This is a genomic window from Amycolatopsis balhimycina FH 1894, from assembly GCF_000384295.1.
GTDB classification, from domain to species: Bacteria; Actinomycetota; Actinomycetes; order Mycobacteriales; family Pseudonocardiaceae; genus Amycolatopsis; species Amycolatopsis balhimycina.
In genome coordinates this window covers 10,485,743-10,507,771 of sequence record NZ_KB913037.1, presented here as the reverse complement: position 1 = coordinate 10,507,771, position 22,029 = coordinate 10,485,743, and the positions used below count along the sequence as shown (strand labels likewise).

The 22,029-nt window shown below is 70.6% G+C and carries 19 protein-coding genes; 6 read left to right on the top strand and 13 right to left on the bottom strand.

The features are described 5' to 3' along the window. Nucleotides 1-89 precede the first annotated feature (89 nt). Complete coding sequence (locus A3CE_RS0148225) at nt 90-1,514, top strand: toll/interleukin-1 receptor domain-containing protein (RefSeq protein WP_020647321.1); 1,425 nt, start codon at nt 90-92, stop codon at nt 1,512-1,514. 104 nt (nt 1,515-1,618) lie between these two features. Here the strand turns inward: A3CE_RS0148225 and groL are convergent, their stop codons facing one another. The 9 genes from groL to A3CE_RS0148180 form a co-directional block, all read right to left on the bottom strand. Further along, nucleotides 1,619-3,310, bottom strand: a complete 1,692-nt coding sequence (gene groL, locus A3CE_RS0148220) for a chaperonin GroEL (RefSeq protein ID WP_020647320.1) — start codon at nt 3,308-3,310, stop codon at nt 1,619-1,621. Between the two features lie 10 nt (nt 3,311-3,320). After that, nucleotides 3,321-4,346 (bottom strand): NAD(P)-dependent alcohol dehydrogenase, encoded by a 1,026-nt coding sequence (locus A3CE_RS0148215; RefSeq protein ID WP_020647319.1) that lies wholly within the window; start codon nt 4,344-4,346, stop codon nt 3,321-3,323. Beyond that, the gene (locus A3CE_RS0148210) at nt 4,343-5,038 is read right to left on the bottom strand and encodes a metal-sulfur cluster assembly factor (protein WP_020647318.1); all 696 of its coding nucleotides are present in this window, start codon (nt 5,036-5,038) and stop codon (nt 4,343-4,345) included. Before A3CE_RS0148210 ends, A3CE_RS0148215 begins: the two co-directional genes overlap by 4 nt. Beyond that, on the bottom strand, nt 5,035-6,072 hold the full coding sequence (locus A3CE_RS0148205; protein WP_020647317.1) for an amidohydrolase family protein: 1,038 nt from the start codon (nt 6,070-6,072) through the stop codon (nt 5,035-5,037). Before A3CE_RS0148205 ends, A3CE_RS0148210 begins: the two co-directional genes overlap by 4 nt. A gap of 100 nt (nt 6,073-6,172) precedes the next feature. After that, complete coding sequence (gene mimD / locus A3CE_RS0148200) at nt 6,173-6,544, bottom strand: propane 2-monooxygenase effector subunit MimD (RefSeq protein ID WP_020647316.1); 372 nt, start codon at nt 6,542-6,544, stop codon at nt 6,173-6,175. After that, nucleotides 6,541-7,710: a ferritin family protein gene (locus A3CE_RS0148195; protein ID WP_020647315.1), complete on the bottom strand. Its 1,170-nt coding sequence runs from the start codon at nt 7,708-7,710 to the stop codon at nt 6,541-6,543. The genes mimD and A3CE_RS0148195 overlap by 4 nt, the downstream gene beginning before the upstream one ends. Nucleotides 7,711-7,717: 7 nt before the next feature. Beyond that, nucleotides 7,718-8,746, bottom strand: a complete 1,029-nt coding sequence (locus A3CE_RS0148190) for an FAD-binding oxidoreductase (protein WP_020647314.1) — start codon at nt 8,744-8,746, stop codon at nt 7,718-7,720. Between the two features lie 83 nt (nt 8,747-8,829). Further along, nucleotides 8,830-10,479 (bottom strand): ferritin family protein, encoded by a 1,650-nt coding sequence (locus tag A3CE_RS0148185; RefSeq protein WP_084642006.1) that lies wholly within the window; start codon nt 10,477-10,479, stop codon nt 8,830-8,832. Between the two features lie 104 nt (nt 10,480-10,583). After that, nucleotides 10,584-10,814: a hypothetical protein gene (locus A3CE_RS0148180; protein WP_020647312.1), complete on the bottom strand. Its 231-nt coding sequence runs from the start codon at nt 10,812-10,814 to the stop codon at nt 10,584-10,586. A gap of 137 nt (nt 10,815-10,951) precedes the next feature. On the opposite strand from A3CE_RS0148180, the gene A3CE_RS0148175 reads away from it, so the two are divergent. After that, nucleotides 10,952-12,745 (top strand): sigma-54-dependent Fis family transcriptional regulator, encoded by a 1,794-nt coding sequence (locus A3CE_RS0148175; protein WP_020647311.1) that lies wholly within the window; start codon nt 10,952-10,954, stop codon nt 12,743-12,745. An 84-nt stretch (nt 12,746-12,829) separates the two neighbouring features. Here A3CE_RS0148175 and A3CE_RS0148170 read toward each other — a convergent pair whose 3' ends face one another. Next, a complete protein-coding gene (locus A3CE_RS0148170) occupies nt 12,830-13,543 on the bottom strand; it encodes a DUF4142 domain-containing protein (protein WP_020647310.1) in 714 nt (237 codons plus the stop codon). A 221-nt stretch (nt 13,544-13,764) separates the two neighbouring features. Here A3CE_RS0148170 and A3CE_RS0148165 point away from each other — a divergent pair, with 221 nt between their 5' ends. Beyond that, nucleotides 13,765-14,229, top strand: coding sequence for a MarR family transcriptional regulator (locus tag A3CE_RS0148165; RefSeq protein WP_020647309.1), 465 nt, complete (start codon nt 13,765-13,767; stop codon nt 14,227-14,229). A 17-nt stretch (nt 14,230-14,246) separates the two neighbouring features. Beyond that, nucleotides 14,247-14,660, top strand: coding sequence for a DUF5655 domain-containing protein (locus A3CE_RS0148160; protein WP_020647308.1), 414 nt, complete (start codon nt 14,247-14,249; stop codon nt 14,658-14,660). 65 nt (nt 14,661-14,725) lie between these two features. On the opposite strand, the gene A3CE_RS0148155 is transcribed toward A3CE_RS0148160, so the two are convergent. Further along, the gene (locus tag A3CE_RS0148155) at nt 14,726-15,994 is read right to left on the bottom strand and encodes a YncE family protein (protein ID WP_020647307.1); all 1,269 of its coding nucleotides are present in this window, start codon (nt 15,992-15,994) and stop codon (nt 14,726-14,728) included. 190 nt (nt 15,995-16,184) lie between these two features. Between A3CE_RS0148155 and A3CE_RS0148150 the strand changes: the two genes are divergently transcribed. Continuing rightward, on the top strand, nt 16,185-17,303 hold the full coding sequence (locus A3CE_RS0148150; protein WP_020647306.1) for a PucR family transcriptional regulator: 1,119 nt from the start codon (nt 16,185-16,187) through the stop codon (nt 17,301-17,303). Nucleotides 17,304-17,313: 10 nt separating this feature from the next. Next, a complete protein-coding gene (locus A3CE_RS0148145; RefSeq protein WP_026469577.1) occupies nt 17,314-17,763 on the top strand; it encodes an HIT family protein in 450 nt (149 codons plus the stop codon). Here the strand turns inward: A3CE_RS0148145 and A3CE_RS0148140 are convergent. Together A3CE_RS0148140 and A3CE_RS0148135 are read right to left on the bottom strand one after the other, a co-directional pair. After that, nucleotides 17,760-18,989 (bottom strand): FAD-dependent monooxygenase, encoded by a 1,230-nt coding sequence (locus A3CE_RS0148140; RefSeq protein WP_020647304.1) that lies wholly within the window; start codon nt 18,987-18,989, stop codon nt 17,760-17,762. The genes A3CE_RS0148145 and A3CE_RS0148140 overlap by 4 nt on opposite strands. Nucleotides 18,990-19,020: 31 nt before the next feature. Beyond that, nucleotides 19,021-22,023: an ATP-binding protein gene (locus tag A3CE_RS0148135; RefSeq protein ID WP_020647303.1), complete on the bottom strand. Its 3,003-nt coding sequence runs from the start codon at nt 22,021-22,023 to the stop codon at nt 19,021-19,023. Between the last annotated feature and the right edge of the window lie 6 nt (nt 22,024-22,029).

Below are 22,029 nucleotides of genomic sequence, written 5' to 3'. Positions count from 1 at the left end.
GCGCTGGTACAAATGGGGGACCCAGGCCTTCGGCCGCTACCCGTGGCGACGTGCGCGCAAGTCGTCAACACCCGAGAGGACCAAACGACTTGCTGGACGCGAAATACGATGTCTTCTTGTCCTTCTCCGGGCCAGACCGGGAAGCGGGACGACAACTCGCCAACGAGCTTCGCACGCTCGGAGCGCGCGTCTTCGTCGACGAGAGCATCGAGTGCTACTCCGGGATCACCAAGAGTATCCGGACGGCGTTGAGCGAGTCGAAGACACTCGTCGCCTACTTCTCGACGGATTACGCGGAGCGAGCTGCGTGCCAGCATGAGCTCTTGATGGTGTTCCTCGCCGGTGAGCGTGAAGGCGATCCGTGCGGCCGGATCATGGTGATCAACCCCGAGCCGGGAACCGGCCACCTACGCCCGATCCAACTGGCCGACGCCAAGTTCGCGGTACCCGACGCCGGTACGGCCTCCACCGCGGGCCTCATCGCCAAGCGGGCCGCGGCGCTCACCACTCCCATCGGAACTGTTCTCCCGGCCGCTCCCCCGCGTTGGCCCGCATCCCGGGCAGGCATCGTGCGGAACTTCGTCGGGCGGTACCGTGAACTCTGGGATCTCCACACTGCTTTGCACGCCGCCGATTACCCGTTGATCGACGAATCCGCATGCGGTTCGTTCGTCGCCGTGTCGGGACTGCCGGGCGCCGGCAAGACGGCATTGGCCACCACGTACGCCTGGCGGTTCGCCGGAGCGTTCCCCGGCGGCGTGCGGTGGGTGAGCCTCAAAGGCTCGTCGGCCGATCCTGAATCTCTGAGGCTCCGGTACGAGGCCACGCTGCCGGGCACCGGCGGGGAGCAACCGGCAAGGAGCGACGGACGCTCGGACGGTGCGAGCTTGCTCATCGTCGACGACATCCCCGCCGGCGTAGGACCTGAGCTGCTCGAGACCCTTCCGCTTCCCACTGACAGCGCAGTCCGGACGATCCTCGTCTGCGAAGACGACATCTTCCGCGACTGTCTGCCGGTCGTGCGCGTCGGTCCGTTGCCGTCACGCGACGCCGCGACGCTGCTGGACGCCTACCGCTTGCCGGACGACGACCAAGATCGCGCTGCACGCGACCAGCTGGCTGAACGACTGGGGCACAATGCGGCCGCACTGGTCACCGTCGGTGACCACCTTCGCGATCGGCACGGGCTGCTGTCTTACCGGGCTTTCGCGGACGATCTCGACCCCACCGGAACGGTCGGCGGCGCGATCTTCGCGCCGGCACACGGCGTCCTCGACCGGATGACGTCAGCTGAGCGGACCTTCCTGTCGAAGGCGAATGAGCTGCAAACCACGACGTTTTCCGCGCCCGAGCTGATCGATTTGGGCCGTCTCGTCCCCTTCGACGTGGGTGCAGCGCTGAAAATGCTGCGGCACCGCTCGGCCGCCGTCCGGATCGACACCAGCTGGTACCTCGATCCCTATGTCATGTACGCGGCACGCCTGGATTCTTTGGTGGTGTCCGGCCGGGGGTGAACTCCAGTGCGGCCGCTGCCGCGGGGCGCGGGAAGGTCTCCCCGCCGGGGCTCAGGACTCCGGCGGGGCGACCTCCGCACTCCGCAGGCTGATGGACGTGGAGTTCAGCCGACGGAGGGGCCCATCCCGAGGGACTGCGGTGTGCTCGCGTCCGGTGAGGGCTGGTGGAGGCCTTCGTCCAGCGGGCCGAACTCCGTCATCAACGCACGGCTGCCGCCCCACGGGGTCTGTTCCTCGGCGATCAGCGAGTTCGTCGTCAGCAACAGGCCCGCCACCGAAGCCCCGTTCTGGACCGCCGACCGGCACACGCGCAGCGGATCGACCACGCCGAGGTCGATCATGTCGCCGAAGCGGTCGTTCAGGGCGTCGAAGCCCTCGTCGGCACCCAGCTCGCGAGTGCGCGCGACGATCTCGTGGGCCGGGTGGCCCGCGTTGTGCGCGATGAGGAACGCCGGTTCCGCCAAGGCACGCCGGACGATCTCGACGCCGATCGCCTGGTCGCCTTCGAGGCCCAGGTCTTCCAGGGCCTTCTCGGCGTGCAGCAACGCCGCTCCCCCGCCGGCCACGATGCCCTCGGCCATCGCCGCCCGGGTCGCCGACAGGGCGTCCTCGACCCGGTGCTGCAGCTCCTTCAGCTCGGCCGGGGTGGCCGCGCCGACGCGCACCACCGCGACCTTGCCGGTCAGGGCACCGATCCGTTCGGTCAGGACGTCCTCGTCGACGCCGAACTGCGCACGCTCCAGCTCCGCGCGCAGCTGGCCGACCCGGAAGTCCACCGCGGAAGACGAGCCCGCGCCGCCCACGATCGTCGTGCGGTTCTCGGTGACCCGGACCTGCTTGGCGCGGCCGAGGTGGTCGAGGGTCATCGTCTCCATCGTGAACCCGGACTGCCGCGAGAGCACCGCGCCGCCCACGATCGCCGCGAGGTCCTCCAGCTTGTGCAGCCGCCGGTCGCCGAAGCCGGGCGCCCGCACCGCCACCGACTGGAACGTGCCGTTCAGGTGGTTGTGCACCAGCATGGACAGCGCCGTGCCCTCGACCGTCTCGCCGATCACCACCAGCGGCCGCGGTGCCCGCATGACCTTGTCCAGTAACGGCATCAGCTGCTGCACCTTGGTGATCTTCTCCGCGCACATCAGGATGTACGGGTCGTCGAGCACGGCTTCCAGCCGGCCCGGGTCGGTGACCAGGTACGGCGAGAGGTAGCCGTTGCCGAACTCGAACCCTTCGACGAACTCGACGCTCATCCCGATCGACGGCGACTCCTCGACCGTCACGACGCCGCTGTCGCCGACGGTGTGCAGCGCCTTGGCGATGACCGCGCCGACGGCGTCGTCGTCGTTGGCCGAGATCGCCGCCACCCGTGCGTAGTCCTGTTCGGACACCACCGGGTGGGCCTGCTTCTCCAAGTACGCCACCAAAAGGCTGACGGCGTGGTCGATCCCGCGCTTGACGAGGACCGGGTTGCCGCCCGCCGAAATGGCCCGCATGCCTTCATGGACGATCGCCTGGGCCAGCACGGTGGCCGTGGTGGTGCCGTCGCCGACGACGTCGTTGGTCTTGATCGCCGCTTCCTTGACCAGCTGCGCGCCCATGTTCTCGAACTGGTTCTTCAGGTGGATCTCGCGTGCGATGGTGACGCCGTCGTTGGTGACCACCGGGGAGCCGGTGATCTTCTCGATGATCACGTTGCGGCCCTTGGGGCCGAGGGTGGACTTGACCGCTTCGGCGAGTTTGTCGACGCCCGCCAGCAGCAGGTCGCGGGCGTCCGGGCCGAACCGCAGTTCCTTCGCCATGAGCCTGCTCCTAGGGGGTGAGGATGGCCCGGCCGCGCACGCGCCCGGCGTCGAGGTCGGCCAGCGCGTCGAGCGCCGCGTCCAGGGGGTACTTCTTCGTGTGGAGGGTGACCTTCCCGGCCTGAGCCAGCACCATCAGCTCGGCGAGGTCGTTGTAGGTGCCCACGAGGTTGCCGATGATGTTGCGCTCGGTGGAGATGATGTCGATCGTCGGGATCTCGATGTTCGAGCCGTAGCCGATGACGAAGTGCGCCCCGGCACGGCGGGTCATCGCGAAGGCGTCCTGCTGGGCGCCCTGCTCGGCGACGAAGTCGAGGACGACCTCGGCGCCGTTGCCGTCGGTCAGGTCCAGGACCGCCTCGACCTGCTTGCCGTCGGCCAGCACGGTCTCGTCGGCGCCCAGCGTCGATGCCAGCTCGAGGGCGTCGGCGTTGCGGTCGACCACGATCACGCGGGCGGCGGTCAACGCTCGGAGTGACTGGATGCCGATGTGCCCGAGGCCGCCGGCGCCGTTCACCACACACGTCGTGCCCGGGTACAGCTGCGGGACGGCCTTGCGCACCGCGTGGTAGGCGGTGATGCCCGCGTCGGCGAGCGCGGCGACGTCTTCCGGTTGCGTCGAGGGATCGAGCTTGATACACGCCCGCGCCGACGTCAGCAGGTATTCGGCCATTCCGCCGTCGCTGCTGATGCCGGGGAAACTCCCATGGGGACAGTGCATGTCGTCGCCCGCGCGGCAGGCATGGCAGAGCCCGCACGTCGGCGTCGGGTGCAGGATGACCGTGTCGCCGACCTCGACGTTCGTCACCGCCGGACCCACCTCGTGCACCCAGCCCGCGTTCTCGTGCCCGATCGTGTAAGGCAGCGTGACGCCGGACTTCTCGGCCCACTGCTCCTCGATGATGTGCAGGTCGGTGCGGCAGACGCCGGCGCCGCCGATCTTGACCACGACGTCGAAGGGCCCGGTGGCGCGCGGCTCCGGGACGTCTTCGATCACCGGGTGCTGGTGGTACTTCTGCAGCCGCACGGCCTTCATCCCGTGCCCTCCTCTTCGCTGGTCAGGGCGTACCGCGCACGCAGCATGCCGCGGCAGACGCCCGAGTTGGCCTCCATGCTCGTACGGGTCAGCCGCGCGAAGGCGAGGTGCCGCTTCGCGTCGGCCGCGGACACAGCTCGCCCGGTGGCCGGGTCGAGCAGCAGCGGGTCGCCGTCTTCGGCGGGAAGGCCCAGCTCGCGGCGGCGGGTCCGGAGCCGGGCCAAGTCGGGGCTCGGCGGGACGTCGCCGAGGGTCAGCGATTGCGGGTCTCGGCCCAGGGACCGGCAGACGCGGTCGGTGCCCGCCAGCACGGCCTTGCGGACGAAGTCGTACCGCAGGGTGTCCAGCTCGTCGACGGCCTCGCCCTCGAACGACGCCACGAACCCCTGCCGGGCCGCCACCCCGCGGTTGATGACGTCGGACGCGAAGTGGTCGTCGAGGCGGATGTCGAGCCCGGTCAGGCCCGGCACGCCGGCCACGGCATCGTAGGCGTCGGCCACCATCAGGAACGCGAAGTTGGGCGCGCAGAAGTACGTCGGCAGCCGCAGCCGGACGACGGCGTGGCCCTCGTCGCTCACCTCGCAGCGGGCCACGAACCCGAGGTCGGTGAGGGGTTCGTCCAGTTCGGGATCCCGGACGGTGCCCAGCGCCGCCCACACGGCGGCGCGGGCCCCGGTCACCAGCGTGGTCATGAGTTCGGCACGCCGACGGGCTCGACGGTCTTCGGGTCCGGGAGCCGCAGCTCCTCGGGGACGTCGATGCCGTAGAGGCGGGCGGCGTTCAGCCCGAGGATCTTTTTCTTCTGGTCGACGGTCAGCGGCGCGAAGTCCGACAGCTCGTCGTCGGCCGGCATGTTCCAGTCCACGAAGCCCTCGACCTGCCACTTCGGTTCCCAGATGGCGTAGTCCGCGCCGAAGATCAGCTTGTCCTCGCCGAGCCAGAACATCAGCTCGCCCATGACCTTCGCGAAGAACTTCGGGCGGGCGTGCATCAGGCCGCCGACGACGACGGCGAGCCCCGCGTAGACGTTCCGCTCCTGGGTGGCCATGAAGCAGAAGTCCTCGATGCGCGGCAGGCCGACGTGCTCGACGATGAAGTTCAGGCCCTGGAAGCTCGTCGCGACCTGGTCCACATCGGACACGTCGAAGGCGTCCTTGTCCAGCGGCCAGATCGTCGGTCCCTTGTGGATGTGGACGTTGGTGACGCCGAGTTCCTCGCACTTCTCGAGGTAGCGAGCCGCGGCGGGGTCCTTGAGGCTCCAGCCGCGGGAGCCGCCCCGCCACTCGGCGGTGTAGAGCTTGACGCCCTTGCAGTCGTACCGCTTCACGCGCTCCTCGAACGCCTTCATCCCCGCGTCGCCTTCCCGCGGGTCGAAGGTGGTGTTCACGAGGAACTTGTCGGGGTGCTTCTCGGCCAGCGCGCCGTCGTTCTCGGTGGTGTTGAAGCCCGTCTTGTACCACTGCCGCAGGTTGGTCGGCTGGAAGATGGCCTTGTCGACGTGCCCGACCTCGAAGAGGTCGTGCATCATCAGCTCCTCGGAGTACTTCTGGAACCGGTCGATCGGCCAGTGCGTCTCCTTCGGGCCGAGCCCCTGGTAGGCGTGGAAGCACTCGATCCAGCCCTTGGCGTATTCCTCCTGCCCTTCCACCCAGTTCTCCGGGCTCGCGTCCCAGAAGTGGGTGTGGGCGTCCACCACGAAGTATTTCTCGCCGTCTTTTTCGTACATTCGTTGATCCTCCTGAGCCGGATCGAGTGCTGTGTTGTTCCGGGGCTTCGCCCCGGGCCGGGGGCTCCGCCACCCGGAGCCCCCGAAAGAAATTGGTTGTCTAGCGAATGGGCTTGAGGTCGAAATCGAGGTATTCCGCCGCGTCCTCGGGGTTGGCGAACATGATCGTGCGGTCGTCCTCGTGGATCATCCGCCCGTAGTGGGTGGACATGCTCTCCTCGAACTCGGCCGCGTTGAACCAGCCCTCTTCCTCACCGGCGGCCTCGTCGACTTCGGCGTAGACCAGGTCCGTCCGGCCCCGCGCGTCGACGCGGATCATCGACGGCAAGGGCGTCACGGTCACGTTGTCCTTGGTGGCCATGACTTCGGCGATGATCGCGCCGACCTGGTTGTTCATCAGGGTGAAACCGCACATGTTCGATGCGGTGTTGTCGGCCTTGAACGGGCTTTCCGCGGTTTTGAAGATGGTCACTGGCCCAGCTCCTCGGGTGCCTTGAGGCCCAATTCGGACAGGATGCCGGCGAACCGGCTCTTCACGCGGTCGAGACCGTCCTCGAACCGGATCGGCTTGGCGTCGGGCTGCGACCACAGCGGCTGCAGCACGCGGGCGGCGGCGATGCAGCGCGGCACCCAGTCCTCGAGCCACTTCTGCAGCAGCGCCTTGTTGTGGTCGGCGAACTCCTTGTCGTTGATCAGCAGGTGGAACAGCGGTTTCGTGTAGCGGAGGTCGCGTTCGGAGAAGTCGAACTCCTCGGCCCCGATCAACGTCGGGGTGACGAAGTCGCCGTTGGCGGGCGCGGCCTGCTGGACGAGGTTGCTGCGGAACAGCTCGCCGACGAGGGGCTCGAAGACGACGTTGGCGGCGAAGATCGCCTCGCCCCAGTCCCAGATCCCGGTCAGCTGCTCGGCGGTCTCGCGCACGCCCTGCCAGGCCGGGTCCTCGTTCCAGGTGGCCAGGTGGGCCGCGCCGTCGAAGCCCTCGATCTCCTCGGTCAGCGTCAGGTTGTACAGCGCCAGGTCCTGCGCCGCGCGGATGCGATGCATGCTGTTCACCGAGATCGCGTTGTTGTGCATGTTCGTCGGGGCGCGGCGGTTGGCGTTGGCGAACAGGTACAGGCCGAGGCCGTGGTCGACGTGCATCCAGGCGCCGACGTGCTTGGCGACGAAGTCGACCCAGTTGCGGTTCCACTGCTCGAACGCCTTGGCCTGGCGGGCGGCGTCGACGTTCTGGTTCAGCTGGCGCACGACGTTCGCGTTGTAGCGGTAGAGGGTGAGCTCCCACTCCTCGTTGGGGTCGCGGAACTCGTGCCAGCCCAGGGCCGGCCAGTCGTAGCCCTTGCCGCCGGACCCCGGGCCGCGCTCGGGCACCGGCCGGTCCGAGCCCCACGCCTTCAGCGCGGTCCATTCCAGCGGGTACCCGGCCTTGCCGTCGGCGAAGGCGTAGAGCCAGCCCTGGGACAGGTAGTGCCGCGGGTCGGGCTGGACCTCGACGGTGACGTCCTCGTAGTGGCTCTGCTTGCGCTTGGCGGCGGTGAAGTAGTTGAACTGCCGGGCATCGGAGTCGGGGAAGACCTTCGCGCCCGCTTCGGCGTCGGTGAACGCCGGCTTGGGCACGCTGCGTTCTTGGGTGGCTGTCATGGGTTCCTTACCCTTCGCCCGTGGTGGTGAACTTGTCGTAGAAGACGCGCTTGCCGTCGACGCCGAGCGCGGGCAGCAGTTCCAGCGCGGCCTCGACCATCGGCGGCGGCCCGCAGACGTAGGCGTCGGCTCCGGTGAGGTCGGCGCCGGCCCGGCGCAGGACGTCGGTGACGAAGCCGGTTTCGCCGGTCCAGTCGTCGTCGCCCGGCTCGGAAAGTGCTGGTACGTAACGGAAGCCGGGTAGTTTCGCCTCCAGCTCCCGCAGTTCCGCCTCGAAGCAGAGGTCGCGCCGGCGGCGGGCGCCGTAGTAGAAGGTCGCCGTCCGGTCGAGGCCGCGCTCGGCCATGGACCGCAGCAGGGACAGGATCGGCGCCATCCCGGCCCCGCCGCCGACGAAGACGAGGTCCGCGTTCGGGTTGTCCCGGAGGGTGAACACCCCGAACGGGCCGGTCACCCGGAGCCGGTCGCCGACCGCGACTTCGGCGGCCAGGAACCGGGAGAACAACCCGTCGGGGTAGATCTTGATGACGAACTCCAAGAGCCCGTCACGCGCCGAGGTGTTGGCCATGGAGAACGACCGCGTCTCCTCGGTGCCCGGGACGGCGAAGTCCAGATACTGGCCGGGGAAGAACTTGAGGTCGCCGTCCAGTCGGACCACCAGGTGCCGCAGGTCGTGGGTGACGGGGTCGTTGGCGACGACCTCGACCGTGGCCTCCTGGATCGGCAGGCCGGACTGGATCATCTCCTCGTCGTAGTTGAGCAGCTCGATCGTCAGGTCTTCGTAGGCGTGGGCCCGGCACAGCAGCGTGAAGCCTTCCTCCTTTTCGTAGTCGGGGAGCGCGAAGGTCGAATACCGGTCGTGTTCGACGTCGTCGCCGTCGAGGAGGAACGACTTGCAGGCCGCGCACTGCCCTTCCTTGCAGCCGTGCATGAGCATGACGCCCTGCTCGGCGGCGGCGCGCAGGATCGTCTGGTCCTCGGCGACGTCGATCTCGATCCCGACCGGCTCGAACCGGACGCGGTGCTTCTCCGCCATCCCGCCCCAATCCGGCACTTTCACGTGAAAGTGCCCACCTGGGGGCGGCACTTTCACGTGAAAGTGCCGCCCTTCCCGTCGTGTCAGGCCTGCGGCGCCGGGCGCCCGGCCGGGCCCTGGCGGTTGTAGTCGGCCACGAACGCGGCGCGCTGCTCGGCGGTCATCTGGTTGAGCAGCACGTTCGGCGACTGCACCTCGGGCATCCGGCGCAGGTGGTCGAGCGTCCACATCTTCTTCGGGTCGAGGTCCAGGTGCGGCTGGGCGACCATGGTCTTGCCGTCGTCGCGGACGAAGCCCATGTCGGAGACGACGTCGGCCCAGTTCCAGCCGTGGTAGAGCGTCTCCCACTCGCGGGCGCCGACCAGCTGGCCCATGTTCGGCGTGTTGCGGCCCTGGTAGGTGGGCCGGAACGCCTCGGCGTCGGTCCAGCGGCAGGTCTCCGAGCAGTACGTCCGGTGCTGGCCGTCGACCTCGTCGACCACCATGTCCTCGCGGATGAGGCACGGCACCATGCAGGTCCAGCAGCGGTGCGGGTACACGTAGCCGACGTCCTCGGCGACGATCGGGTGGTGCCCGTTCGGCGTCGCGAGGCGGTTGTAGTTCTCCCACCACTTGCCGTACTTGTCGTACCAGCCCGGGTACTTGTACTCGAACCACTCGAAGTCCTTGTCCGTCATCGGGTCGATGCGCCAGTAGTTGGCGAGCCACCCGGTGGCGAAGAACTGCGCGACTTCGTGGACGTAGCCCTTGTTCCAGATCCGGTTCCAGGCTTCTTCGATGAGGTCGTGCGGGATGACGAGCCCGTACTTCTCGAGCGGGACCAGGTACGAGCGGTAGTAGTCGTCATAGATCCAGCGGCGCCACATTTCCGCGTAGCTTTCGCGGTCCTTGCGGCGGTCCTTGGTGCCGTACTCGATGAACGTGCCGATCGCCGCGTCGACGACGGCGTGGTTGTTCCACCACGCGTAGCGCAGGTCGCGTTCGAGCAGCTGGTGGTTGCTTTCGTCGGACAACGCCATCAGCAGCGTCGCGTAGCCGTTGCTGATGTGGCGGGATTCGTCGGACTGGACCGAGTGGAACACCGTCGGCAGCAGGTAGTCGCCGTTCGCGGCGGCTTCGGCCGGCATGGCGACGAACAGCGTGTTCGTGAACGCCGTTTCGGCGACGATCGTGAGGTAGATGCTCGCCGCGGTGATGGCGTCCCCGGTGATGAAGCCTTCCGCGAACTGGCGGCCGATGGTGCCGCAGTAGTCGTTCTGGAAGTTGCGCAGGCTCGAGTTGAAGCCCGCCGGGTCGATGTAGTTCTGCATGTACAGACGCTTGAGGTTCTGCTGGATCGTCGAGTGCCGGACCTCGTCGATCATCTGGATCGCCTGGCCGTTGTGCAGTTCCGGGTTCGGGACCGTGCGGAACAGCAGCGGCATCGCCCGCGCCGCGGAGATCTCCGGCAGCGGGATGATCGACAGGAACAGCTTCTGCCACTCCAGCCAGCGCTCCTGGACCTGACGGAACATGTTGCCGCGGATCGCGCCGTCCTCGGCGCCGTAGACCCGGTGGTCCTTTTCCTCCTGCATCGGGAAGTACGAGCGGAGGACCTGCTTCAACGGGTCCTTCTTCTTGGCCTTCTGGAAGGTGTAGTCGGTGCCGTAGTGCGAAACCGGGGTGTGGTACGCCGGTTCCCACGACAGTTCCTGGATCTTCTGGTGGGCTTTCGCCACACTCTGGCGACTCATGGATCAGCTCCTTATCCGTGGTTCGCCGCCCGGGGCGTCCTGCGTTCACCATTAAGGGGGCGTCCGCGGCGGACGCGGGTCTCAATCTGAGACAGAACCGCTGCTCAGGGTGTGTCGAGCAGCCGCGCGCGCAGGGCGGCGAGCTCGTCGTGGATCCCGGCCTGCACCCGCGCGTCACCTTCGACGGTCGGCACGATCCCGAAGGTGCGCAGCAGCGCGGCGGCGGGTTCGCCGGGGTGGCCGTCCGCGCCGAGGGCGGGATGCAGCCCCTGCTCGGCCAGGTGCGCGAAGACCAGGTTCACGATCGTCCAGGGGTTGTACGTCTCGGCGGCCATGGCTCCATCGCACCGCCGCCGCGCCGCCGGGAGCGTCTCAATTTGAGACACCGGCACCGGCGCCGCACGCCTAGGCTGGACGGGCGGCACAACGGGTGTGCCCGCACCCACGTGGGCCGCGGGAAACGGGAGGTCACGTGGACGAGATGGCGCCCGGCACCCTGCTCGCCGACGGCGAACTGGCCCGCAGCCGGGTGCGCTTCCTGACCGCCGAACCGGTGCCGGACGGCGCGGTCCGGCAGACGATCCTCGCCTCGTGGCGGCGTTCGCGGGAGTTCCGGGTCGAAGCCGACCGGATCGACCCGCTCTACCTCGGCGACCAGCACCCGGACAGCCCCCTGGTCCGCGGCGCCGAGCCGGTGCTGCACAAGCTCGGCGAGCAGTTCGAAGGCCAGCCGATCAGCCTCATCCTCACCGACGCGAGCGGCGTCGTGCTCACCCAGCGGACCGGCGACGCCGACCTGGCCCGGCACCTGGAGCGCGTCGAGCTGGTGCCCGGGTTCAGCTACGGCGAGCAGTCCGTCGGGACCAACGGCATCGGCACCGCGCTGGAGGACGGCCGCCCGACGACGGTGTTCGGCCACGAGCACTACGCCGAGCACCTGGAGAACCTGGCGTGCGCGGGCGTGCCGATCCACCACCCGATCTCGGGCAAGAAGGTCGGCGCGGTCGACCTCACCTGCTGGTACAAGGACGCGGGCGGCCTGCTCGTCGCGCTGGCCCGCTCGACGGCCGAGCAGATCCGCCAGGCCCTGCTGCGGCACAGCGACCTGCGGGAGATGATCCTCTTCCAGGCCTACCTGCAGACGTGCCGCCGGTGGACCGGCATCGTGCTGGCGTTCAACGACGACATCGTGATGATGAACGACCGGGCCCGGCAGCTGCTCGACCCGGCCGACCAGTCGGTCCTGCTCGGCCACGCCACCGAAGCGCTGGCCGAGGGACGGCGGACGCCGGCGACCCTGGCCCTGTCCAGTGGCCTGCGGGTCCGCGTCTTCTGCCGCCGCGTCCCGGGGCAGCGGGCGACCGACACCGCGGGCGGCGTCCTGTCGGTGAAACTCATCGAAGCGGACGAGACGCTCGCGGCGGCGACGCCGACGGTGCCCCTGTACCTGCCGGGCGTCGTCGGCTCGGCGCCGCTGTGGCTGCGCTGCGGCCACGACCTCGACACCGGCCACCGGCGCGGCGAGTGGGTCGCGCTGGAGGGCGAGCCGGGCTCCGGCAAGCTGACCCTGGCCAAGGGCCTGCACCAGCGGCACCACCCGGCGGCTCGGCTGCTCACCGTTGACGCGGCGCCCGGCACGGACTGGGACGCGCTGCTGCGCGAACACGCCGAAGCCCCGATCCGTACGCTGGTGATCCGGCACGCCGATCGCCTGACGGCCCCGGCGGCCACCGCGCTGGCCGCGGTCCTGCGGACCCTGCGCGAGGACCCGGGCGCGCCATGGGTGGTGGCCACCCTCGTGCCGGAGGCCGAGACCGAGCCGGCGCTGGCCGAGCTGCTCAAGGCGTTCCCACGGACAGTCCGGGTGCCGCCGCTGCGCCACCACGTCGAGGACCTGGCGGAGCTGGTCCCGCTGGTGCTGAGCAAGCTCGGCTACGGCGGCCGGCTGACCTGCTCGGCGGCGGCGCTGCACCTGCTGATGCGGGCGGAGTGGCCGGGCAACACCGGCCAGCTCCACCAGGTGCTGCGCGTGGCGGCCCAGCGCCGCCGCGCGGGCACCATCCACCCGGGCGACCTCCCGGCCGAGTTCCACGCGGTGACGCGGCGGCCGCTCAACCGGTTCGAGTCGATCGAGCGGGACGCCATCGTGCGGTGCCTCGAAGACGCGGACGGCAACAAGGTCCGCGCGGCCAAGCTGCTCGGCATCTCCCGGGCGACGATCTACCGCAAGATCCACGAGTACGGCATCGTGCCCCCGGCCCGGTAGAGCGCGGCGGCGGTGTCATGAACGACTCTTTCCTGTCGTCGGACGAGGTGAAAGAGTCGTTCACGACGTGCGAGAACCCCGTCGTCACTTCGCCGGCGGGTTCACCGCCGCGGCGACGTCGGCGATCGTGGTCGCGTCGACCAGCCCGGTGTCCTCCAGGACCGTCATGTGGTCGAGGACGGTCTGGTTCGCCTGCGTCGCGTGCCGCCGGATGACGTCGTTCTGCGTGCCGGCGCGGACTTCGGCGATGGTCGCGAAGATCTTGCCGTGCGACGCGCGGAGCAGGTTCGCGAACAGCTTGTCGAACTCCAGGCCCTGGGCGTTGGTCAGCTGGCGGACCCAGCCCTGCTGCTCGGGGGTGGCCAGGTCCGGGAGTGTCACGCCGAGGATCTTCGCGTCCTCGCGGACGAGCTGGTCGAGGTGCGAATGCCCGTCCAGCAGGTGCAGCCCGGCGCGCTTCACCTGTTCACTGCTGGCGTGGGTCTGCGCGAGGTCGCCCGCGGGGATCTCCCAGAGCCCGGCTTGGCGGACCTTGACAAGGAACGTCTTGTCGAGCTCGGTGACCGGTCCGGCGCCGGCCACGTCGTTCGCGGCCCCGGGCTGGGCGGCCGAGCCCAGCTGCATGCCGGCCATGCCCGGGCTGTGCGCCGGGACCTGCGCCTGCGTCGAGCCGGGCGCGGTCTGGGCGCTGGCGTTCAGCACCATGACCGAGCCCACGCCGACCACGGCGAGCGTGGCCACCACGACCAGCGCGGTCCGGGCCTTGGCGCGGCCCGTCATGCCACGGTGATCCGGCATGGGTTCCTCCTTCTGACGACAGTTCGGTACGGGGTACACGGACGTCGTCGCGGGGAGGTTCAGCGAAATCCTTATGAATGTCTTACGTGCCAACGGATTCAGCGCAGGGAGCAGCCTTCGGCCACGAAAAATTGAGCTGCGGCCGAGACGGCCGGAACCGCCGGCGAGCGCCGGGGATGTCCATCTTGACCGATGCTCTTGCGGTTGGCAAGTATTGCGGCATGCAACCCATCCAAGACGCCGACCCGGATGTGGCCGCGCTCGACAGCCTCACCGTGGTCCTGGTCGGGATCGCGTGGGAATGCGCGCACGCGGCCCCACCCGAGGTGTCGTTCCCGCAGTCGCGGCTGCTGCTGATCCTCGACCGCCTCGGCCGGGTCCCGAGTTCGCAGCTGGCGGTGGCGATGGGCGTCAACGCGTCCTCGGTGACGCGGCTGGCCGACCGCTTGGAAGCCCTCGGCTACGTGGCTCGCGGCCGCAGCCCCGGCAACCGCAGCGTCGTCACGCTGGAGGTCACCGAGACCGGGCACGAGATCGTGGCGCGGATGCTCGACCGCCGGCACGCCGCGCTGGGCGCGCTGCTGGACAAGCTGCCGCCGTCGCAGCGGGCCGCCGCGGGCGCGGCGGCCCGGCAGCTGGTGCACGCGGCCGCCACCATCCCGGCGCTCGGCCCGGCGGCACTGTGAGTGCCATCCTGGACGGCATGCCGACCCGGTGGACGTGCCCGCGCTGCGACCGCGAGTTCGCGCGCGCCCGCCAGGGGCACACGTGCGTCCCCGGCTGCACCGTCGACGAGACGTTCGCCGGCAAGGCTCCGTGGCAGCGTGCGGTCTACGACGCCGTCGTCGGGCATCTGCGCACCCTCGGCGACGTCCACGAAGACGCCGTCAAAGTCGGGGTGTTCCTCAAACGGGACCGGAAGCTGGCCGAGCTGCGCCCGCGGTCGCGTGACGTCCTGGTGTACCTGTGGCTGCCGCGGCCGATCGAAACGGCCCGCATCGCCCCGGCGAACTGGGCGAGCGGGCCGCGCGTCGGGCACAAGCTGAGCCTGCGCGCCGTGTCCGATGTGGACGAAGAGGTCCGCGGCTGGCTGACCGCGGCCTTCGCCATCTCCTGAAGCTCGTGAAGGCCACCTTGAGGAACTTGAAGTTCCTCAAGGTGGCCTTCACGAACTTGCGCGAATCAGGAGGTCGCCGGGCCCGTCCAGCCGTCGGGCACGTGGCCGATGCGGACCCGCTGCGGGTGGTCGCCGACCGGGACCGAAACGAGCTTCCGCCCGGTCGCGAAGTCGATGGCGGTGACCTGGTCCGCGCCGGCCTCGGAGATCACGCACGCGCTGCCGTCGCCGCTCACCGTCGCCCAGTACGGCTTCACCGCGGGCACCAGCGGTCCCGGCTGCAGGGACGTCCGGTCGACGACCGTGGCGTAGTCGTCCATGGTCCCGGCGACGCAGAGCTTGGTCCCCGCCGGGTTCATCGACAGGCCGTGGTGGCGCGAGTCGTTGACGAAAGTCTTGCGGTCGTCGCTGGTGGCCGGGTTCTTCGGCAGCTCCTTGACCCGCGTGATCTTGTCGGTCGCGACGTCGTACTCGGCGAAGCCGTTGAAGAACGAAACCTGGAAGTACAGCTTCGACCCGTCCGGGGTGAACGCGACCGGCCGGACGGCGTCCGAAAGGTCGCTGCGCCCGAAGGCGTCGAGCCGCTGCCGCATGTCGATCACCTTGACCTGGCGGAAGGTGGCGGCGTCGACGACGGTGATGTGCCGGTCCCCCTTGGTGAAGTCCCAGCCGGGGTCGTCGAGGTCGGTGTTGACCTCACCGATCGACATGTTCCACAGATACCGGCCGCCGTCGGTGAAGACGTTCTCGTGCGGCTTGTCCCCGGTGGCGAACGAGCCCACCTGCTGCCCGGTGCCGATGTCCAGCACGTGCACGGTGTTGGACGTCGAGGCCGAGACGGCGACGCGGCGGCCGTCCGGCGACACCGCCATGTGGTCGGCGCGGAAGCCCGACACCGGGAAGCGCCAGTTGATCCGGCCGGTGGCGAGGCTGATCGAGACGACGTCGGCGAAGCTCGGCCGCGACGCGACCACCGAAGTGCCGTCCGGCGTGGTGTACATGTCGTCGACGAACTGGTCGTGCCCCTCACCGGGGCCGTTGCGGATGCCGAGGAAGAACGCCAGCTTGACCGGGTTCAGGTAGATCTCCGCGAGCCGCTGGTCCTTGTCGGGGATGATGTTCACCCGCCCGATGCGGGCGAAGGAGCCCCGGGACTGGATGACGTCCGCCGTGCCTTCCCAGTTGTTGCCGACGAACATCACCTCCCGCAGCGCCGCCGGGGCGCCGCTCGCCGGGACCGCGATAGCGGTCGCCACCAGGGCGGAGGCGGAGACCAGGTACGCCAGGCGCGAGAGGTAGGACCGCCGTCGGCGGCTGTTCGGGGAAATGGGCACGGCAAACACCTTTCGACGCTGAAGAGGTGTGGTGACCTCGCGAAAGCCAGGGAATCGCGTTCGCGGAGGAACGGGGTTACTGTCCGGTATTCTCACGATAACCGGCCACCGGAGCCGCTCCGGTAGGGCCGCTCGCCCAACATCGCGCACACGGTGTTGTGGCCGTGCCACAACGGGGTGGGGAGGTGCCGTGCCGGCGTCACCGCTGATCAGGCAGGTGCTCGACGCGATGGCGGCGGACGAGGACCTGCTCGACGAACTGGTCAAGGCCGCGCGAAGCCAGTCGCCGGAGGTCGCCCGGCTGCCCGAGGCGGAGAACCGGCGGCACGTCCAGTTCCTGCTTTCCGCGGCGCTGCGGGCCGCGACCAATCCCGACAACGCCGACTACACCACGGCCGAGGCGCTGGGCGCCGACCGCGCCGCGCAGGGCGTCCCGCTCGCCGACCTGCTGAGCGGTGTCCAGGCCGGCCGGATGCTCGCGGCCCGCTTCGCCGTCGAACGGGCCAGGGCGGTGGGCGTGCCCGACAAAATCATCCTCGAAACCGTCCTCGAGGCCGAGCGCTACACCGGCGCGCTGGAACGCCACGTCGTCAAGGGCTACCACGCCGCCGAGCTGCAGCTGTCGCGCACAGTGCGCGACGCGCGGACCCAGCTGCTGCGGACCTTGCTGCTCGCCGGGCACCCGCCCACGCCCGAAGAGCTGCGGCCGGCCGGGCTGCGACCCGACGGGCGGTACTCCTGCGTGGTGTCCGACGTCAGTGACCCGGCGCGGGCCCGCACACTCGAGCAGGCGCTGCTGGAGTTCGGCGGGGTGTACGGGCTGGTCGAGGGCAGGCTCACCGGCTTGGCGGCCCGGCCGCCCACCGGCGTCGGGCTCGCCGAAGACGTCCTGCTCGTCGTCGCGCCGCCGGCCGCCTTACCCGAACTGCGCGAGGTGCACCGGCTCTGCACGGCGGCGGCGCGGATCGCCGGGCGCGGCTACCACGACCTCAGCGAGCTGGCGGGCGAGATCGCGCTGGGGGCGCAGCCGCTGCTCGGCGAACTGCTCACCGCGGACCTGCTCGGCGAGCTCGATCCCGGCAACGCGTTCCACCGCGAGCTGGCCGCGACGGCGCTGACCTACCTCGACCACGGCCAGCGCCTGCGTCCCACGGCCGACGCGCTGCACCTGCATCCCAACACGGTCCGCTACCGCCTCGACCGGCTGATCGAGCTCACCCCGCTGGCGCTGGCGGAGAACAGCGGCGGCCGGGTGCTCGACGCCGTGCGGTCCTGGTGGGCACTGCGCCACTGGCTCGGCGGCCGATAAGGTCGCCCACATGGCAGAACTTCACCGCATGCCGCCGACCACGTCCGGCGGAGAATGCGTTTTCTGCGCGATCGGCACGGGCCAGGCGCCCGCGGCGTTCGTCCACGAGGACGACGAGTTCGCCGCCGTCGTCGACCTGCGCCCGGTGACCACGGGCCACCTGCTGGTGCTCCCCCGGGCCCACCACGCGGACCTGGCCTCCCTCCCCGCCGAAGCGGGGGCGCGGATGTTCACCATCGCCCACACGCTCGCGGCGGCGCTGCGCCGCACGGACCTGCGCTGCGAGGGGATCAACCTGTTCCTGGCCGACGGCAAGGCCGCGGGCCAGGAGATCCCCCACGTCCACCTGCACGTGATCCCCCGGTTCGCCGGCGACGGTTTCGTCATGGACGCCGACTGGCGGGTGCGGTCGAGGGAGGAGCTGGCGGAGGTCGCGGCCAAGGTGAAGGCCGCGCTCTAGACGAGCCGCGCGGCCGGGTAATCCTTCAGCACCAAGGCGTTCGCCGCTTCACGGACCGGGCGGGCCATCTGCTCCAGGACGCGGTTGCGGCCCGGCAGGTACGGCATCAGCCGGATCATCCGGGTGGTGAACCACGCGAATGCCCGTGACTGCGGGATGATGCCGCGCAACGCCGTCTTCGCCAGCGCCTGGTTCTTCTCGATGAACGGCCGCATCGCGGCTTCGTACCGGGACAGTGCCGTCGCAAAGCCGGCCTTCGCGAAGTCGTCCGAAGTGGCCAGTTCGCCCGCCAGGACGTACGCGCCCGCCAAAGCCAGGCTCGTGCCCTGGCCCGACGCCGGGGACGGGCAGTATCCCGCGTCGCCCAGCAACGTCACCCGGCCCGTCGACAAAGTCTCCATGACGATCTGGCACACCGGATCGAAGTAGAAGTCGCCCGCTTCGCGCATCGCCTCCAGCAACGCCGGGATTTCCCAGCCCAGGCCGGCGAACCGGTCCGCCACCAGGTCCTTCTGGCCGTCGACGTCCCGGCGGTCGTAGGTCAGCGGGGGTGCGGTGAACCAGAACGCCGCCTTCGCGTCGGCCGCCCGCGCGGTGCTGTAGACGTTGACCATCTTGCCCGGCGCCGCCGAGTGCAGCAGCTCCCAGCGGTCCAGCTCGAAACTGTTGGGCACCGTGGAGATCGAGAGGTAGGCGTCGAACCGGCGCAGGTAGTCCTCCTCCGGGCCGAACGCCAGCGCACGGACGCCGGAGTGCAGGCCGTCGGCTCCGACGACCAGGTCGAACCGGCGGGGCGCGCCGTGGGCGAACGTCACCTCGATACCGTCGGGACGCTGGTCGAGCCCGGTGATCCAGTCGCCGAAGACGTACTCGGTGTGCGAGCGGGTGGCGTCGTAGAGGATCTTCGCCAGGTCGCCGCGCAGGATCTCGGTGTCGTCGCCGTGGCGGAAGCCGAACGTGTCCGCGTCGAGCGTCGCGAGCTGCTTGCCGCGCTTGTTCACGAACGCCGCGCCCCGCATGCCGGTGCTCGCCGCGCGCACTTCGTCCAGCAAGCCCATCCGGCGGACGACGTCGACCGCGACGCCGCGGATGTCGACCTTGTAGCCGCCTTCGCGCAGGCTCGGGGCGCGCTCGACGACGGTGGCGCGGAAGCCGTGGTGGTGCAGCCACCAGGCGAGGGCGGGGCCGGCGACGCCGGCGCCGGAGATCAGGATGTGCTTCGTCATGCCCCGAAGGATCGGCGGGGCCGCTGACCGCTCACGAACCGAGCGCGAACCGCCGCTGACCGGCCTCTTCGACGGCCTGCTCAGGGGGCATTTCGCGGCCGCGGTCGAACGCCTCGGCGTAAGCCGAAGCGCCGATGCGCGCCCGGACGCGGTCCGCCACCCCGGCGACGTCGGCGTCCCCCGTGACGGGCGAGCCGCGCAGCCCGACCGCGACGCCGAGCAGGAACGCGGCCCGCTCGTCCTGACCCCGCCCGGCCAGGACCCCGGCCAGCCCTTCGATCGCCTGGGCCGCGCCGGGCAGGTTCGCGTGTTCCAGCGCCGTGGCCAGCGCTTCCTGGTGCAGCTCGGTCGCCTCTTCGAGGTGGCCCTCGGCGGCCGCCGTCCAGCCGAAGCCGGTGTGCAGCCGGATCCGCGTCTCGCCGCCGGTCACCGGGTCGGTGGCCAGGCCGAGCGCCGAGGAATACCAGCGCCGGGCTGCGGCCAGGTCGCCCGCGCGCCGCGCGATCTCCCCCAAGCCGCCGCGGGCCCGGGCGAGCATCACCGGCGTGCCCGCGGCGCGCGCCTGCTCGGCGGCGGCTTCGTAGTCGGCTTTCGCGGCTTCGGCGTCCCCGTGCCGGAGCACGCCGTCGGCGCGGCGGCAGAGCAGGTCGGCGGCGTCTTCGGCCGCGCCGAGTTCGCCGGCCAGCCGCACGGACTCGTCCATCAGCTCGCGAAAGCGCGCGTGGTCGCCGTGCCAGTCCGCGAACTCCGCGAGTTTCTCCAGCGCGCTCGCCTCGCCCCAGCGGTCGCCCAGGGTGCGGAAAGCCGCCAGTGACGCCGAAAAGTGCGCTTCGGCTTCGGCGATCCGGCCGCGGTACTGCGCGCCGAGGCCGTCGCCGATCCGCGCGAACGCCAGGGACCACGCGTCCGGGCCGATCAGCGCGGCCAGCCGTTCGCCGTCCTCGGCCTTGGTGCGCGGGGAAAACGCCCACAGCAGGAAGAGGTACGGATATCGCAGCGGCCCGTCGAGCCGCCGCAGGATCGGCTCGATCGCGACGTCGGTGCCCGAAGCCTGGATCACGCACAGGACGTATTCCTCGGCCAGCCCCGGCGGCGGTTCCGGACCGACGGCGGCGAGCACAGTGTCCGCGATCGGCGTCGCCTCGCTCCGCAGGCCGCGCAGCCACCAGTACCAGGACAGGGCCGCGATGAGCCGCACCGCGGTCTCCGGCTCTTCGGTGACGCTCCAGCGCAGGGCCGCCTGCAGGTCGGCGTGTTCGGCGGTCAGCTCGGCCAGGGCCGTCAGCTGGTGCGCGCCGCGCAGCTTCGGCTCGTTGGCCGACGCCAGGTCCAGGAAGTACTTCGCGTGCTCCGCGCGCCGGTCGTCGCCCTGCTCGGCGCAGAACGCACGGATGGTCTCCAGCATCCGGTACCGGCCGCCGTCGAACTCCACGAAGGACTTCTCGACCAGGCCGGTCAGCACGGCGTCGGCATCAGGGACGTCACAGACGCGCTCGACGGCGGCCGGCCGGGCGCCCCCGGCGAACACCGCGAACCGCCCGGCCAGGAGCCGTTCCTCCGGGTCGAGCAAGTCCCAGCTCCACTCGACGACGCCGCGCAGGGTCCGGTGCCGCGGCTCGGCGGTCCGGTCGCCGCGCGAGAGGAGACCGAACCGGTCGCCGAGCCGGGCGGCGACGTCGTCCGCGGACAGCGACCGCAGCCGGGCGGCGGCGAGCTCGATGCCCAGGGGGAGGCCGTCGAGGGCGGCACAGATGCGGGTGACCGTGGCCGGTGCGGGCGGCTCCCCGGGGGCGACCGCCGCGGCCCGCTCGGTGAACAGCCGCGCCGCGGCGCCGGCGGGCAGGGCGCCGACCGGCACCAGCGTCTCGCCGGTCAGGCCCAGTGCCTCCCGGCTGGTGGCCAGCACGCGCAGGCCGGCGCACTCGCCCAGCAGGCGCCGCACCAGCCGCGCGGCCTCGGCGACGACGTGTTCGCAGTTGTCGAGGACCAGCAGCAGCGGCCGGTCGGCGAGCCCGGCGGCCAGCCGGTCGGCCGGGTCCGCGCCCGCGCCCGGCGTCAGCACCCCTTGTTCACGCAGGCCCAGCGCGGCGAGGACGGTGCGCGGGACCTCGGTGGTCGTCGCGAGTTCGACGAAACAGGCCTCGCCCGCCGCCCGGGCGGCGGCTTCGACGGCGAGCCGGGTCTTGCCCGCGCCGCCCGGTCCGGTGAGCGTGACGAGCCGGGCGTCGCGCAGGGCCGCGGTGAGCCGGTCGAGCTCGGCGCGGCCGACGAACCCGGTAAGCGGCACCGGCACCCGGCGCGCCGGGGCGGGGGCGGCTCGGAGGACCGCGGTGTGAGCGGCCGCGAGCTCCGGCGACGGGTCGGCGCCGAGTTCGTCGGCGAGACGTTCCCGGATCTCGGCGAACACCGCGAGGGCTTCGGCGGACCGGCCGCTGCCGTGCAGAGCCCGGATCAGCTGGGCGATGAGCCGTTCGCGCAGCGGGTGCTCGCGGGTGAGCTCCCGCAGCTCGGCGACGAGCCGGTCGTGGTGGCCGAGCGCGAGCCCGGTTTCGACGCGGTCCTCGGTCGCGGCCAGCCGCAGTTCCGCCAGCCGGGCCGCGCGCGGCGGGTCGGCGAGCCCGTCGAGCGCGGGACCCCGCCACAGCGCGAGTGCTTCGGTGAACAGCTCCAGTTTCGCCGCGGGACCGGGGGCTTCCCGCGCTTGCGCAGTGAGGTGTTCGAAGCGGTGGACGTCGACGTCCCGGGGGTCGACGGCCAGCCGGTATCCGGCGGGGGTGAACTCGACGAGGCCGTCGGGCGCGCCGCCGTCCCGCAGCCGCCGCCGCAGCCGCGAGACCTGGGATTGCAGGGCTTCGGCCGCGCCCTCGGGCGGGTGCTCGCCGTGCAGGCCGTCGATGAGCTGCTCGGCACTGACGACCCGCCCGGCGTCGAGGGCGAGCAACGCGAGCAGCCCACGCAGCTGCGGGCCACCGAGGGCGATCGGGGTCCCGTCGGGACGGCGGGCTTCGACCGGCCCGAGGATGGCGAACTGCACGACGAC